Here is a 14,815-nt window from a genome sequence, read left to right as displayed (position 1 = left end):
TCATTTTACTCCCGTCACAGAGAGGAGAAGTTGTCATGAGTTTACTGCTGCTTCAAATATTTAACGGACTCAGCTTAAGCTCCATACTGCTTTTGATCGCAATCGGTCTCGCCATTACGTTCGGTCTGATGAATGTTATGAATATGGCGCATGGCGAATTTATTATGATCGGTGCTTACATGGCTTACCTCGTGCAGAAATGGTTCCAATCCTATTTGCCTGCCTCTGCATTCGGTTGGTATTTCGTCGTATCACTTGGCGTTGCCTTTGTCGTCGCCTTTGCGATAGGCTGGCTGCTCGAAGTTGTGCTTATCCGCTTCATGTACGGCAGACCATTGGATAGTTTATTAGCTACCTGGGGGGTCTCCCTTGCCTTACAGCAAATTGCGCGATCCATCTTCGGCGCTCCCAATGTCGCAGTGAAAGCACCGCAATGGCTAGAAGGCGGATGGCATGCAACGGCAGATTTAATTCTTCCATATAAGAGACTCTTTATCATTGGACTTGTGGCAATATGCATCTTGATCATCTACCTCTATCTCTATCACTCTGCAGGCGGAAGACGTATGAGAGCGGTTATGCAGAATCGCCAAATGGCTTCATGTTTAGGCATATCCACGCGTAGAGTCGATGCACAATCCTTCGCTTTCGGCTCTGCAATGGCAGGTATCGCTGGCTGTGCCCTGTCCTTACTTGGACCGATCGGGCCTACAATTGGGACCTATTATATTGTAGATGCCTTTATGGTCGTTGTACTTGGCGGGATTGGCAAGTTGATCGGCACCGTAGCCGGCGCATTAGGAATCGGTGTTTTCAATACGGCCTTGGAGTACACAACCAGCGCCACACTCGGCAAGGTACTTGTGTTTACACTGATCATCGCCTTCCTACAATGGAAACCAATGGGTCTTGTAACGATGCGTTCGAGATCCTTAGATTGAAGAAAGGATGTGAGTACCTTCTATGCTTTTCTCCAAACATTCTAAGCTCAAACTAAGCATCTATGGGATCTGCCTGCTGCTCATCGCGCTTGCCCCCCTCTTCTTGTCTGACTTTCGTTTATCCTTACTCGGCAAATTCCTTGCTTATGCCATTATCGCGATCGGAATTGATTTAATCTGGGGATATACCGGTATTTTAAGCCTTGGTCATGGCGTTTATTTCGGACTCGGCGCTTATTGTATGGCGATGCATTTGAAGCTGGCTTCTATGCCTAATCAATTGCCTGATTTCATGTCCTGGAGTGGTGTCAAAAGCTTGCCGTGGTTCTGGGTGCCATTCCACAGTGCCGCGGCCGCGTTCCTATTGGCGCTCATTGTACCGATGATCGTCGCCTTCATCCTTGGGTATTTCACGTTCCGTAATCGGATTAAAGGCGCATTCTTCTCCATTTTATCCCAAGCCTTAGTCATCATTACGGTGACACTCTTCGTAGGTCAGCAAGGTTATACGGGCGGGACGAATGGTTTGACGAATTTCTCGACCTTTCTTGGTCTGAATCTGCAATTACAATCAACCAAGTTATTGTTTTTCTACCTCACCCTAGCTATTGTGATTATCGTACTGATCCTTAGCACCTTGCTCGTGACAAGCCGACTGGGCAACATTCTTACAGCCATTCGCGATGGTGAGAATCGGGTGCGATTCATTGGCTATAATCCGGTTACGTATAAAGTTTTCATCTACTGTTTATCCGCGGGGTTAGCTGGACTTGCCGGCGTACTCTATGTCCTTCAAGAAGGGATCATCTCCCCTGCCCAAATGGGGATCGTGCCATCTATTGAGATGGTGCTATGGGTAGCCATCGGTGGTCGTTCAACAATTGGCGGCGCTGTTCTTGGGGCATTAGTTACGAATGCAGCTAAAACAACCTTCAGCGAAGCCTATCCAGCTTGGTGGCCAATCATGCTCGGCGCCATGTTCATTGTCGTTGTTCTCTTACTGCCGAAAGGAATCGTCGGCACATTGACCCCCTATTTCTCCAATTGGAAAAGAACTCAGCGTCCAAAGCAGATCGCTACATCGCAAGAAGTCATAGAAACATGACCGTACTTATATAAACCGGAAAGGGGAACATTTCAATGCTAGGACAATTAGCGAAACTACAACCGACAACAGATGAGACAATCCTGAGCGTCAAGGGACTTGAGGTGAACTTCGACGGTTTCAAAGCCTTGCGAAATCTAGATTTCTCGTTAAAACAAGGTGAACTCCGCTTCCTTATCGGTCCCAATGGTGCTGGCAAAACAACACTGCTTGATGTCATTTGCGGCAAAGTAAAGCCTTCCCAAGGCCACGTCTTATTCAAGGGTTCGATTGACCTCACCAAGCACCAGGAGCACCAAATTGCCCAGCTTGGGATTGGACGCAAATTCCAAACACCTACCGTTTTCTCCACGTTGACAGTGTTTGAAAATTTGGCACTTTCGATGAAGCAGCAGCGCGGACTCCTCAGCGCGCTCTGGGCCAAAACCACAAGTGATCAAAGAGAACGACTTCACCTGAGGCTTGGCATGATTGGTCTGACAAGCAAAGCCAACGAACGTGCGGGCTCCCTCTCCCACGGTGAGAAGCAGTGGCTTGAAATCGGCATGCTTCTCATGCAAGAGCCTGATCTCTTGCTGCTCGATGAGCCCGCCGCTGGCATGACGGATAGTGAAACAGAGAAAACAGGTGAACTGCTTCATGAAATTGCAGCGAATCGGACTATTATTGTCGTTGAGCACGACATGGCCTTCGTACGCCAATTCGCTCAAATGGTAACCGTTCTCCATGAAGGAACCGTCCTGCGTGAAGGCACTATGCAAGATATTCAGAATGACGATAAAGTAGCGGAAGTCTACCTCGGAAGGAGAGTTGAACGCCGTGCTTAAACTACAAAGTATAGAGTCGGGCTATGGTGAAAGCATGGTTATACGTAACGTCAACCTCGAAGTAAGACCCGGTCAGATCGTTTGTCTAATGGGACGCAACGGCGTTGGGAAATCAACATTAATGAAGAGTATTATGGGGCTCATTAAGCCCCGATCGGGTTCCATTCATTACGCGGATACAGAGATCACTACATCTTCACCAGATCGCCGTGCCAAGTCAGGCATTGGCTATGTACCACAGGGCAGGGAGATATTCCCCCAACTCACTGTCGAAGAAAATCTTTTACTTGGCTTAGAAGCCTCATCAGACCGTCGCAAGAAATTACCCGATACGATTTTCGATACGTTTCCTGTGCTTCGACAAATGCTCCATCGCAAAGGCGGGGACCTCAGCGGTGGTCAGCAGCAGCAATTAGCTATCGCACGGGCATTAGCTCCAGGACCTAAACTGTTGCTTCTGGATGAACCTATGGAGGGGATACAGCCATCTATCGTCTTGGAGATTGAGGCCATCATTGAAACGATTAAACGCAATCGAGAAATTGCCGTTCTTCTAGTAGAGCAAAGCTTAGAATTTGCCACAAGCATCGCTGATTACTATTATGTACTCGACCGCGGCACCATTGCTGCCGAAGGGAAAGATGAGCACCTGAGCGAAGAGCTTGTCCGGAAGCACTTGACGGTATGATCGTTCTCATGCTTACCCTACGCAAAAGAAGCTGAACAACTTGACCTTAAGAGTGAAGGTTCAAGTCACAATCAGCTTCTTTTTTCCATTTAAAAATAAGTTAAAACTGGACGTCACAAAATGGATAGGATAACATGTCATATAGATAGGATCGATTATTGCGGGAAGGCATAACGAGCACCTAGCCTTTTAAAGGAAAAGGAGGGGAACCAGTATGTCCAAAATTTTAATCATCGAAGACGATTTAAGTATCGGTGAAATGATGTCCATTTACTTATACGAAGATGGCTATGAAGTGAAACGCGCAGAGAACGGCCGACAAGGCGAGGACTTATTTCGGGATTTCCAGCCTGATATGATTATTCTTGATCTTATGCTTCCAGATATGGATGGGATTCAACTGTGTACTACAATTCGTCAGACCTCAACCATTCCAATCTTGATGGTAACCGCCAGGAACGAAGTTTCGGATCGTGTAAGGGGCCTTCAGACGGGTGCTGATGACTATTTATGCAAACCATTTTCGATGAGAGAGCTATCCGCCAGAATTCAAGCCTTATTTCGACGTTCCAGCAGCTATCCACCACAGGTTGCGCCTCCCTCTGACACACTCGATCCTCTGGGGATCCACTTGGATTTAGAAAAGCGCTGCCTCTATGTTAACGGTAAGAGTATCGAGACTACCTTCTCCGAATTCGAAATTATGAAGCTGTTCTGGCAAAATCAAGGCAGAGTATACAGTCGTGAAGAGTTGTTAAATCGTGTGCGCGGCTTTGATTCCCAAGTAACAGAGCGTGCCATCGATGTGCACATCGCAAACCTCCGCAAAAAAATCGAGGATGACCCCAAAGAACCCAAGCACGTCAAGACCGTGTGGGGGGTCGGTTATAAGTTTCTACTAGGATAAGGCTCCTTCGGGAGCTTTTTTTGTTTTGTAAAATGCCCACAAATTCGTCACCAAATAGGCAGAAGCACAATATGATGATTATGGAAAATGACCTTTTCGATCGTTAAAACACATTTATGAAGAAAGCTTTCGTATGGAAAGCTCAAGGAGGAAATTATCATCATGTTGAATAACCCTTACAAAATAGGTAATCAAGCAATGCCGCAAATGCAATATGGCAATCCCTACCCAGCTTACCCTGTCCCAACTTCCATCACGAATAAGATTGTTCCCCAAACCCCAGCTGGATCTGTCCTCACACCCCCAGGAAGTGGATTACAAACAGGCGTGAATGTACCGGGAATGCCAGCACTCGAAGAATCGTATATCGAAAATATTCTTCGTTTGAACCTTGGTAAAATGGCAACCATCTATATGACATATGAAAATAACTCCGAGTGGAACGCCAAAATTTTCAAAGGAAAACTAGAAGCCGCAGGTCGTGATCATATCATTATCAGTGATCCAGTTACTGGGATGCGTTTCCTATTACTTATGGTGAATTTGGATTACATCACATTCGATGAAGAACTGAATTACGCCTACCCATTCCGGGGCGGAGCACTCTCCAGATAATTGCCCAATCACATTCAAAAACCGTTGCTCGGATAGAGAGCAGCGGTTTTCTGTTTTTAAATATAATTAGCCGGTGAGAAATGCCACATATGCAACTTCGAGATACCCCCTTTGATCCATCGTTCCCAGTCACCATGCTGCCCATCACCCATCCGTTCAACATTCAAACGTTCCTCCTTCATGATCAGGTACTCTTCATATGTTACATCATGCCAAATTTCTACATAAAGTCCATCTTGATCGGTCCCCTCCAATAGCTCCAAATGCCCTTCCCGTAGCTGTTGCCCTTGCATATAGATGAGAAATGAAGCTCGAAATTCTGGATTTATGGCATACTCTACAAAAACTTTAGACATTTTTAGATCTCCTTCTGATTTATTTTTTGCTCTAAAATGGTAAACTAAGAGCAAGATGTTAATTGACCCTCAATCAGATACAGAACAACCATGTGTACACAACACTTAGGAGGAGAACCAGTTGGATACAGGCACTCATCTTGTCATTGGCTTAGGATTAGCAGGGCTCTCGCAAATCGACCCGAGCATTTCCACAGATACGGCAGCAACAACTGCTGTTTTCATTGGAACTGTCGTTGGTTCTCAGATTCCCGATATTGATGGATTGCTCCGATTCAAGGGCAATGCCCTCTATATTCGCAATCATCGCGGCCGCTCGCATTCCTTACCAGCCCTACCCTTATGGACATTGTTGATCACTGGTGCACTTGCGCCATTTTTCCATGGCGTATCCTTCCTGCATCTCGCTATGTGGATTGGAATCGCGGTCTGCGTTCATGTGTTCACCGACTGTTTCAATACCTACGGCACCCAAGCCATTCGACCTTTCTCAGAAAAATGGGTGTCATGGAACATCATTCACATCTTTGATCCTTTCATATTCACGAGTCACATTGCCGCGATCTTCATGTGGTCCTTCGATCTCGCGAAGCCACAGTTGATTTTCCCTACCTTATACGGCTTACTTGCCCTATATTACATTTGGCGGACTCTGGACCATGCTATTATTGAAAAAGGTCTCTATCGCAAAGATGCCACTTATCAACCCGGTGATAAATATACACTTATTGTAACATTCAACCTCTATGTCTGGAATGTTGTGAAAGAGTGTGCAGACGGGACCTACCAGCTAGGCGAACTCAAAAATGGCAAACTGAAATGGTTAGACACGATCACCTGCTCTGACCACCCTGCCGTTGAGGTTTCCAAGCAGCATGAGGATATTCAAGCTCTGCTTTATTTCTCTTCCTTCACTTGCGCTGAGGTCAAAGAACATCGGTGGGGCTATGAAGTGAGATGGGCAGACGTCCGCTATCGCCATCGCAAGCAATTCCCATTCGTTGGCGTCATTCGAATGGATCGCAATTTCCAAACGCTTGATTCTTATGTAGGCTGGGTGAACGATACGAAGCTTGAGAAGAAGCTGAAAGTCGATCTTTATTGAGCAGTCTTCAATCGATGTGATGTTCGATGTTTAAAACGAGGGCCCCTGCATGGTGAATGCAGAGGCCCTTGTTTTATCTGCCATGCTTTCCTGTACACATCAAAAGCCCAGGAGCTATTAAGGCTCCTGGGCTCTATTATTACTTAATTCGGGTATGCTAGTACGGATACATGTTGTCTAAGTTAACGGAAGTTTGACCCAGACTGCCCCGCTAGCGTTTGCTCAGCGATTTGCACCAAGCGGCGAGTAATCGCACCACCAATGGAACCAGTGTCTCGGGTTGCCATGTTTCCATAGTAACCGTCTTGAGGAATTTGAATGCCCAGCTCTTGAGCTACCTCATATTTCAATTGATCTAAAGCTTGATTGGCTTGCGGAACTACCAGTGTGTTACTACGAGATTGTGCCATCAGGATCGTACTCCTTTCAGTCAGCTATAATCTTTGATGTATTTGCAAGCTTGCAAAGATAGTATGTGGAGGAAATGAATTTATATGCACGGCGCTCAAAAAAGTTTAATATAAGAAGGTATCATGAACTTCAAGAAAGTAGGTCGCCCAAATGAGTAAACCACTTGCTCTTCTATTCGCAGTTGTTGGAACGCTGCTGCTCGCTAGCATTTCCCTATTCATTGCTCTACGCGAGCCTTGGATGGCACTCCTCTTCACCCTTATTTCGTTAGGATTTATCGGTTACGGTTTTGCAATGAAAGCCAAAATGCGTCGAAAAAACAAACCTACCGAATGAACAAAAAGCTCAAATCCCCAATCATTGGGATTTGAGCTTTTCGTATGTGTAGCGTTATACTTAGCGAACAATAAAGCCCATCCGCTTCTTTACCTCAAGCAACGTTTGATTCGCCACTTCGGCAGCTTCGTCCGCACCTTTTTTCAAAATGTCAAAAATGGCGCCCGAACTGCGAATCTCACGATAACGCTGCTGGATAGGCTCCAGAACGGCAACAATGTGTTCCGCCAGTTCCTTTTTGAAAGGACCATATCCTTGCCCCTCATACCGAGCCTCAATCTCCGCTAAACTCATCTCTGCAAAGTGGGAGTAAATCGACATTAAATTACTCACCTCAGGTTTATTCTGAGGATCATACTTCACCTCACGCCCAGAGTCCGTAACAGCACGACTTAGCTTCTTACGGATGACATCTGGCTCGTCAAGCATCGCGATGTAACTGCCGGCATTCGGACTGCTTTTGCTCATCTTCTTGGAAGCATCATCTAGTGACATAATGCGTGCGCCCACTTCAGGCATATAAGGCTGTGGCATGACAAACATATCGCCAAAACGGTTATTAAATCGGTTAGCCAAATCACGCGTCAGCTCCAAATGCTGTTTCTGATCGTCTCCAACTGGAATAAGATCTGCGTTATATAACAAAATGTCAGCTGCCATCAGAGATGGATACGTGAATAAGCCTGCACCCACAGATTCTTTGCCTTCGGACTTATCTTTAAATTGGGTCATGCGCTCAAGTTCGCCCATGTGTGTCAGCGTCGTCATAATCCAGCCTAGCTCTGCATGTGCGTGAACATGGGACTGCAGGAAGACAGAAGCCTTATTCGGATCTAGGCCCGAAGCAATGTATAACGAAGCGATAGACTCCGTTTGTTCCCGAAGCGCGGCTGGATCCTGCGGCACTGTGATCGCATGCATATCGACCACCATGAAATAACAGCGATGAAGTTCTTGCAGTTTCACAAAGTTACGAAGTGCGCCAATATAATTACCAATCGTCAGCTGACCGCTGGATTGCATGCCGGATAGTACACGTTTCATCCGAAAAAACCTCCTATGATCTTCACTTTGTCATTCGTTTTGGTAAAAAAGACAACAAAAAGGCCTCCCTCCGCAAGGGACGAGAGACCGTGGTACCACCCTAATTTGTCTACTTACATAACCGTAGTTATGTGCATGTAAACCTTCAGGCTCTGATAACGGAGAGCTACCGTTTAGCATAATTTACTGTGGTTGGAATCCGGCCTAGGTTCCGGTGATTCTACACAGTGTTCAGCTTCAAGCTCAAGGATCCATTCGGTCTGCTTGTTTCACCGGTTCGCACCAACCACCGGCTCTCTGAGAAACGGGAGACAAACGTACTTGTTCCTATCATCGCAATTGATTTCCTATTATTATACACGCTTAAGTATCAATGTCAATCCAGGACATTGTCCTAGATAGCCCAGCATGTACATAAGATAGTTACATACCAATTCCTTCTGCAAAGGGGTGTCACTGTATTGTCCTCAACTCTATACCGCTGGAGCCTTCCTGCCTCCACGGTGATTTGCGTGTTTCTATTGTTTCTGATCGTAACAACTAGACAACTTCCCCCAATGGGGACAGTCATGGAACCTATCAGCCATGTCTTTATGGCTTTTATGGACATCTTCTTGGATGCCCTACCGTTCATGATTCTCGGTGTCCTGTTATCTACGATCGTCGAAAACTTCATTCCTGAGGGTGTCATCAAACGACTGACCCCCAAACACCCACTCGGTGGTGTGTTATTCGCCTGTGTGTTGGGAATTATGTTCCCACTGTGCGAGTGCGGCATGATCCCTTTCGTACGCAGGCTGATGCGCAAAGGCATGCCGGTCTACATCGCCGTCATTTTCATTCTTGTGGGACCTATTCTAAACCCCATTGTCTTCGCCTCCACCTGGATGGCATTCCGCGGCAATCCAGCAATGGCCTATTCACGCATGGGACTAACCTTCGGTGTCGCGCTAGTCATTGGCTTGCTGCTCACGCGTTTCCTTAAGAGCAACCCTTTGCGGCATCCTATTGAGCCTGCAGTAACAAGCCTGACACACCAACATAACCATGCGCATGGAGACCATCACATTGACCACCATGATCATCATCACAGCCACGATCATGATCACAAGCATGACCACGATCATCCTCATGATCATAGTCATAAGCATCACGATCATGGACATGACCACCATGGCCACAACCACGCCCACGGAGGCAGTCGGCTCATGACGATGGTCAGCCACGGCTCCTCCGAGCTGTTCGAGATGAGCAAGTATTTGATGCTAGGCGCCTTGCTGACAGCCCTAATACAGACATTCGTGGCACAAGACAGCCTGAGCACGATCGGCCAGGGAGCCTTCACCTCTCATGTATTCATGATGGGTTTCGCCTACCTACTCTCCTTATGCTCAACGACAGACGCCTTCGTAGCTGCCTCCTTCGCCAAGTCATTCTCACCTGGCTCTCTGCTCGCTTTCCTCGTATTCGGGCCTATGATCGATGTGAAGAGTACATTAATGATGCTATCGATTTTCAAAGCTCGCTTTGTATTAACGCTTTCCGTTGTTGTTGCAATAACCGTTTTGAGCGGATCGCTTCTGTTTATGCATTTATTTCTGACTTGAATAGACTCACTACCAAGTTACGTGGAGAGTCATGATAACTGAATCTATGGCCACTATCCCTTTTGCTCAGGATGTCGTTCCCCATGTGCTGAACTGAGCTTAAGGGATAGTGATGATAAGATGGATGCGTCGGTGACCTTTATCATTCCCTCACAGGTTCTCGTTCAAAAAAAACTGACTGAACTGAGCTCAAGGGTTAGTGATAATAGTATATCTTTTGAACTTGCATCCAATAATTGTACAAAAGGCCCTACCCGAACAAGTCGGATAGGGCCTTTATCTTGTAATAAATTAGATTTTCAAAATCGCACCAGCACTTGCGTTGGTTACCATTTTCGTATAACGAGCTAAGTAGCCAGAAGTAATCTTCTGTTGGAATCCTGCCCATGACTCACGACGTTTGGCAAACTCTTCATCGCTAATTTGCAATTCGATTTTGCGTCCATCCATGTCAACGTCGATGATATCGCCATCATGTACGAAAGCAAGTGGTCCACCTTCAGCAGCTTCAGGTGACATATGACCAAGCGAGATGCCGCGGGAAGCTCCGGAGAAACGTCCATCTGTAATCAAGGCTACTTTCGCGCCTAGACCCATACCAACGATTTGGGACGTTGGTGCCAACATTTCTGGCATACCAGGTCCACCCTTCGGTCCTTCGTAACGAATGACAACAACGTGTCCTTCTTTTACTTTACCGTTTGCGATACCGTACAAAGCTTCGTCTTGGGAATCGAAGCAGATCGCTGGACCAACGTGACGTCCGCCAACGGACTTATCAACGGCACCAACTTTTACGATACTTCCTTCAGGCGCTAAGTTACCGAACAGAACAGCTAGACCGCCGCGCTCACTATGCGGGTTCGTCAATGGACGAATAACGTCCGTGTTCTGAATCTCACGGCCAGCCACGTTCTCGCGAAGTGTTTGCGCTGTAACGGATAGACAGTCACCATTGAAAGCACCTGGTTTTTTGAGCAACTCATTGATTACCGCACTCACACCGCCCGCCAAATGCACATCTTCGATGTGGTAATCGGAAGCTGGAGCAATTTTGGCAAGGTGAGGAACACGCTCTGCTACTTCGTTAATACGAGAGATCGGATACTCGATACCCGCTTCAGCCGCGATAGCCAATGTGTGAAGAACGGTGTTCGTGGAACCGCCCATCGCCATATCCAAAGCAAATGCGTTATCAATCGCATCAATCGTTACGATATCACGCGGCTTGATGTCTTTCTCAATTAGAACCATCAATTGCTTCGCGCAATCTTTAACGAATTGCTTACGCTCTTCCGCAACAGCAAGAATAGTTCCGTTACCTGGCATAGCAAGTCCAAGACCTTCAGCTAGACAGTTCATGGAGTTCGCTGTGAACATACCAGAGCATGATCCACATGTAGGACAACCGTATTGTTCCAACTCTTCCAGACCTGCTTCATCCAATTTACCCGCTTGGAAAGCACCAACGCCTTCGAATACGGAAGAAAGGGAAATGGATTTACCGTTTTTATCTTTACCGGCTTTCATCGGTCCACCGCTAACTAACATCGTTGGGATGTTAACGCGTAGAGCACCCATGATCATACCCGGTGTAATTTTGTCACAGTTAGGAATACAAACCATACCATCAAACCAGTGTGCATTTACTACGGTTTCCAAGGAATCCGCAATAATCTCACGGCTTGGCAAGGAATAACGCATACCGATATGACCCATCGCAATACCATCGTCAACACCGATTGTGTTGAACTCGAACGGAACACCGCCGGCTTCGCGAATCGCTTCTTTCACAAGCTTACCGAATTCTTGCAAATGAACATGTCCAGGAATAATGTCTATATAAGAGTTACAAACCGCAATAAACGGCTTGCCGAAATCTTCCTCTTTAACGCCGGCTGCACGTAGTAAGCTACGGTGTGGAGCGCGGTCGAAACCTTTTTTAATCATGTCACTGCGCTGTTTTGGATGTGCCATACTTTATTCCTCCTAGAATTCATATCTGTTATGAAAACAATGAAACTATCATACCACACTTCTCGCAATATTTCTCCCTTTAGTGTGATAACGCATCAAAGTAAGTGCGAACCAACTTATACACGAAACGGCACGTTACGTTTGTCGACTTATTTTCTGCCGAAATCGGCCTTAATCTCGCCCCATTTTTTGGTATCCCACTTGACGATCTTATTGGTATACGTATTCGTATGCAGCCATTTCAGCGCACGATCCACCAAGGTCCATATTTCCGCAGTAGACGCATCTCGAGCTAAATTCGTAGATACTTCCTTCTTTCGAATCCAACTTAGTGCTGTAACCGAATCGGTATAAATGGTTTGTTTACTTCCTTTTTTCTGCAAGTAAGCTAGTCCATGTACAATGGCTAGAAACTCGCCTAGATTATTCGTTCCCTTTGAAATCGGTCCTTGGTAGAAAATGATTTCACCAGTCCGCGTATCCACGCCCTTGTACTCCACGATCCCTGGATTTCCGGAACAGCCAACATCCACTGAAATACTATCATAATCAACCTCAGGCGCAGACTCTGGAGTCGCCGACTTTTTAGCAGCACCTTGAGCTCCTCCGGTTCCTTTTGCCGCAAAATTAAGTGACTTCTGCCACCCCTTCTCAAGTGCTTGCCGCGCTTCACCTTCGGATTCATAAGACTTGAACTTCGCTTGTGGATAGCCATTGGTCTGGGCCTGGCATTCCGCCCACGAACGATACACACCTGGCTTGTGCCCGACCCAAACCACATAAAATTTCGATGCAGCCATATTATTCACTCCGTAATGTTAGTTGTAATTGTTTTACCAGCTCTTCGACGACCTTCACCGTATCTTGAAAATACGGCCGGTAATCCAAATCTGCAACAAATCGCAAATAGGTTTCCCCAATGTCGACAAGTTGTTCGCGATATTCGCGAATCGGGATGACATGCGTCTCCAGTTCGCGATACGAACCGTTCGACCGTTCTTCTACAGAAGAAAGTTCAAGCTGTTCCTCTGCAAGATGTCGTACAACGAATGAGAACCCCCTGCACTCCGGGTCACCACATCCACATACGAAGAACGGCATCCGCTCCCACTGATCGGCAGGGGCGAAGCGATTCGGAGCTGTATCATGCAGCGCACTGTATAATAAAGCAGGCAGACCAACATCAATGCATAGAGGTTCTTCAATAATTAGACTATCTTCTACAGACAAATGAACATCTGCTTGAATAATTTGCAAATCTTTATCTAAGGACCAGCCCTTAATCGCTAGTTCAAACATGCTTTCTCCCCGCTTTCCCGACGTCCATTATTCCATTATAACAAAGTCGAAACATTCCTGCTTTTACGCTTTTTATAAAAGGTTAAAATTCCCAATAAAAAAATGAGTAATATTAACAAAACTGTTCATACTACCTATTACTGGAGGTGATATCAGATGGCTACAGGACAATCTCGCAACAGTAACAGTAACAACAATAGTAGCAGTAACTCCTTACTAGTTCCGCAAGCATCATCAGCCCTAGACCAATTGAAGTATGAAGTAGCTCAAGAATTGGGCATCCAAATTCCTCAAGATGGCTACTATGGTTACATGACGTCTTATGACACAGGATCTATCGGGGGCAGCATCACTCGTCGTCTCGTTCAAATTGCTGAGCAACAACTTGCTGGTTCAAGCAATAACTTCAGCAGATAATGTGGATCCAAAATACTTAAGCAACAAAAGGGCCTTCTTCCGGGTAGATACTCGGAGAAAGCCCTTTTTTCACCCTATTTAATGTCGTAGATTTTGTACAAATCATCCAACATGATGTTAGCCGATCGAACTCCGCCGCCTGTATTCCAAGTAGCATCGTTAACCTTGACTAATTTATTTTCTTTCACCACTTTTAGATTTTTCCAAAGCGGATCATTCATCCATTCTTGTTCTTGTTTATTCCCTTTGCCATCGCCGATTTCATACGTAAAGTAGAATACGCGATCTGCGGTATCCAGCTCAGTTAAACGTTCTTTCGTAATATCTTCGAACGATTTCTCACTACTTTTTGCATCAGAACGAGGGAAGCCTAGCTGTTTGAAGACAACTCCTGAGAACATATCATCAAAATAAAATCTCGTTTTACCACCCATAAACCGGATGACAGCTATTTTTTCTTTTAGCTTATCGCCTGCTTTTGCTTTGAAATCATTAATACGTTTATCGAAATCAGCGATCACTTTGTCGCCTTCTGCCTTCTTATTCACTGCATCTGCATACAGACTGAAGTTGTTTTTCCATTCACCACGCAGCGTTTCCGAGAAAACCGTCGGCGCAATGGCTTTCAGTTGCTCATACACTTTCTCTTGGCGAAGCTTATTACCAATAATTAAATCCGGCTTAAGCGATGCAATGACTTCCAGGTTCGGTTGGCCCTCAACTCCCAGGGTGGTCACGCCTTGCATATCCGCTTTAAAATGGTCGTACCACGGATTGCCATAGAAGGATTCTACAGCCCCTACGGGCTTAATCCCAAGTGCAAGAAGGGCTTCTGTTCCTTCATTGGTCAATATAACGACACGTTTCGGATTCGCCGATACAACGGTCTCCCCCATTGCGTGCTTAATTGTGCGTGGAGCTTCTGCTTTCGCAGTTTCTTGCGGTGCTGCAGATGCAGACGACTTCGTTTCTGCTTTTTCTCCACATGCCGTTAAGACCATACTAAAAACAAAGAGACATGCTACAAGAGCCCACGCTCTTCCAAACGTGCGGGATTTTTGACTAAACATAATAATGGTGTTCCCCCTATGTTGTTCGTTATTGTGATAACGATTCTCATTTATTAGCACATATTACTAGAATTCCACCTTACTTGTCAACTTTTTTTTGATAATGATTC

The 14,815-nt window shown here is 45.9% G+C and carries 17 protein-coding genes and 1 other annotated feature; of the genes, 10 read left to right on the top strand and 7 right to left on the bottom strand.

Going from position 1 to position 14,815, the window contains the following annotated elements; all coding sequences use genetic code 11:
- Positions 1–35 precede the first annotated feature (35 nt).
- From urtB to gerQ, 6 genes are all read left to right on the top strand, one after another.
- Positions 36–941 (top strand): urea ABC transporter permease subunit UrtB, encoded by a 906-nt coding sequence (urtB, locus tag ASG89_RS02675; protein ID WP_057308751.1) that lies wholly within the window; start codon positions 36–38, stop codon positions 939–941.
- 22 nt (positions 942–963) lie between these two features.
- Entirely contained in the window at positions 964–2,046 is a 1,083-nt protein-coding gene (gene urtC / locus ASG89_RS02670; protein ID WP_057308750.1) for an urea ABC transporter permease subunit UrtC, read from the top strand.
- 35 nt (positions 2,047–2,081) lie between these two features.
- Positions 2,082–2,873: an urea ABC transporter ATP-binding protein UrtD gene (urtD, locus tag ASG89_RS02665; protein ID WP_057308749.1), complete on the top strand. Its 792-nt coding sequence runs from the start codon at positions 2,082–2,084 to the stop codon at positions 2,871–2,873.
- A complete protein-coding gene (urtE, locus tag ASG89_RS02660) occupies positions 2,866–3,561 on the top strand; it encodes an urea ABC transporter ATP-binding subunit UrtE (RefSeq protein WP_057308748.1) in 696 nt (231 codons plus the stop codon). Before urtD ends, urtE begins: the two co-directional genes overlap by 8 nt.
- 214 nt (positions 3,562–3,775) lie before the next feature.
- Positions 3,776–4,468 (top strand): response regulator transcription factor, encoded by a 693-nt coding sequence (locus ASG89_RS02655; RefSeq protein WP_057308747.1) that lies wholly within the window; start codon positions 3,776–3,778, stop codon positions 4,466–4,468.
- 162 nt (positions 4,469–4,630) lie between these two features.
- Positions 4,631–5,083 carry a spore coat protein GerQ gene (gene gerQ / locus ASG89_RS02650; protein WP_057308746.1) on the top strand — a complete coding sequence of 151 codons (453 nt, stop codon included), beginning with the start codon at positions 4,631–4,633 and terminating at the stop codon, positions 5,081–5,083.
- Positions 5,084–5,139: 56 nt separating this feature from the next.
- Here the strand turns inward: gerQ and ASG89_RS02645 are convergent, their stop codons facing one another.
- Positions 5,140–5,439 carry a hypothetical protein gene (locus tag ASG89_RS02645; RefSeq protein ID WP_057308745.1) on the bottom strand — a complete coding sequence of 100 codons (300 nt, stop codon included), beginning with the start codon at positions 5,437–5,439 and terminating at the stop codon, positions 5,140–5,142.
- 121 nt (positions 5,440–5,560) lie between these two features.
- Between ASG89_RS02645 and ASG89_RS02640 the strand changes: the two genes are divergently transcribed.
- Positions 5,561–6,544 carry a metal-dependent hydrolase gene (locus ASG89_RS02640; RefSeq protein WP_057308744.1) on the top strand — a complete coding sequence of 328 codons (984 nt, stop codon included), beginning with the start codon at positions 5,561–5,563 and terminating at the stop codon, positions 6,542–6,544.
- A gap of 182 nt (positions 6,545–6,726) precedes the next feature.
- Here ASG89_RS02640 and ASG89_RS02635 read toward each other — a convergent pair whose 3' ends face one another.
- Positions 6,727–6,954: an alpha/beta-type small acid-soluble spore protein gene (locus tag ASG89_RS02635; protein ID WP_056613405.1), complete on the bottom strand. Its 228-nt coding sequence runs from the start codon at positions 6,952–6,954 to the stop codon at positions 6,727–6,729.
- A gap of 151 nt (positions 6,955–7,105) precedes the next feature.
- Here ASG89_RS02635 and ASG89_RS02630 point away from each other — a divergent pair, with 151 nt between their 5' ends.
- Positions 7,106–7,291, top strand: coding sequence for a DUF5325 family protein (locus ASG89_RS02630; protein WP_057308743.1), 186 nt, complete (start codon positions 7,106–7,108; stop codon positions 7,289–7,291).
- A 60-nt stretch (positions 7,292–7,351) separates the two neighbouring features.
- On the opposite strand, the gene trpS is transcribed toward ASG89_RS02630, so the two are convergent.
- Positions 7,352–8,335: a tryptophan--tRNA ligase gene (trpS, locus tag ASG89_RS02625; RefSeq protein WP_057308742.1), complete on the bottom strand. Its 984-nt coding sequence runs from the start codon at positions 8,333–8,335 to the stop codon at positions 7,352–7,354.
- A 72-nt stretch (positions 8,336–8,407) separates the two neighbouring features.
- Positions 8,408–8,678 (bottom strand) — a binding site (T-box leader).
- A 226-nt stretch (positions 8,679–8,904) separates the two neighbouring features.
- Between trpS and ASG89_RS02620 the strand changes: the two genes are divergently transcribed.
- Positions 8,905–9,942, top strand: coding sequence for a permease (locus tag ASG89_RS02620; protein ID WP_235549569.1), 1,038 nt, complete (start codon positions 8,905–8,907; stop codon positions 9,940–9,942).
- A 291-nt stretch (positions 9,943–10,233) separates the two neighbouring features.
- On the opposite strand, the gene ilvD is transcribed toward ASG89_RS02620, so the two are convergent.
- The 3 genes from ilvD to ASG89_RS02605 all read right to left on the bottom strand — a co-directional run bounded on the left by ilvD (position 10,234) and on the right by ASG89_RS02605 (position 13,218).
- Positions 10,234–11,919, bottom strand: a complete 1,686-nt coding sequence (gene ilvD, locus ASG89_RS02615) for a dihydroxy-acid dehydratase (RefSeq protein WP_057308740.1) — start codon at positions 11,917–11,919, stop codon at positions 10,234–10,236.
- A 149-nt stretch (positions 11,920–12,068) separates the two neighbouring features.
- Positions 12,069–12,719 carry a ribonuclease H gene (gene rnhA / locus ASG89_RS02610; protein WP_057308739.1) on the bottom strand — a complete coding sequence of 217 codons (651 nt, stop codon included), beginning with the start codon at positions 12,717–12,719 and terminating at the stop codon, positions 12,069–12,071.
- A gap of 1 nt (position 12,720) precedes the next feature.
- Positions 12,721–13,218 carry a hypothetical protein gene (locus tag ASG89_RS02605; RefSeq protein WP_057308738.1) on the bottom strand — a complete coding sequence of 166 codons (498 nt, stop codon included), beginning with the start codon at positions 13,216–13,218 and terminating at the stop codon, positions 12,721–12,723.
- 156 nt (positions 13,219–13,374) lie between these two features.
- On the opposite strand from ASG89_RS02605, the gene ASG89_RS02600 reads away from it, so the two are divergent.
- Entirely contained in the window at positions 13,375–13,635 is a 261-nt protein-coding gene (locus ASG89_RS02600) for an alpha/beta-type small acid-soluble spore protein (RefSeq protein WP_057308737.1), read from the top strand.
- Between the two features lie 74 nt (positions 13,636–13,709).
- Here the strand turns inward: ASG89_RS02600 and ASG89_RS02595 are convergent, their stop codons facing one another.
- Positions 13,710–14,705 carry an ABC transporter substrate-binding protein gene (locus ASG89_RS02595; protein ID WP_057308736.1) on the bottom strand — a complete coding sequence of 332 codons (996 nt, stop codon included), beginning with the start codon at positions 14,703–14,705 and terminating at the stop codon, positions 13,710–13,712.
- Positions 14,706–14,815: the final 110 nt, after the last annotated feature.

Origin of the sequence: Paenibacillus sp. Soil766 (genome assembly GCF_001428105.1) — a bacterium.
Taxonomy (GTDB): Bacteria; Bacillota; Bacilli; order Paenibacillales; family NBRC-103111; genus Paenibacillus_E.
Note: the sequence above shows the minus strand (reverse complement) of the source record. Positions and strands in the feature narration are given on the sequence as shown.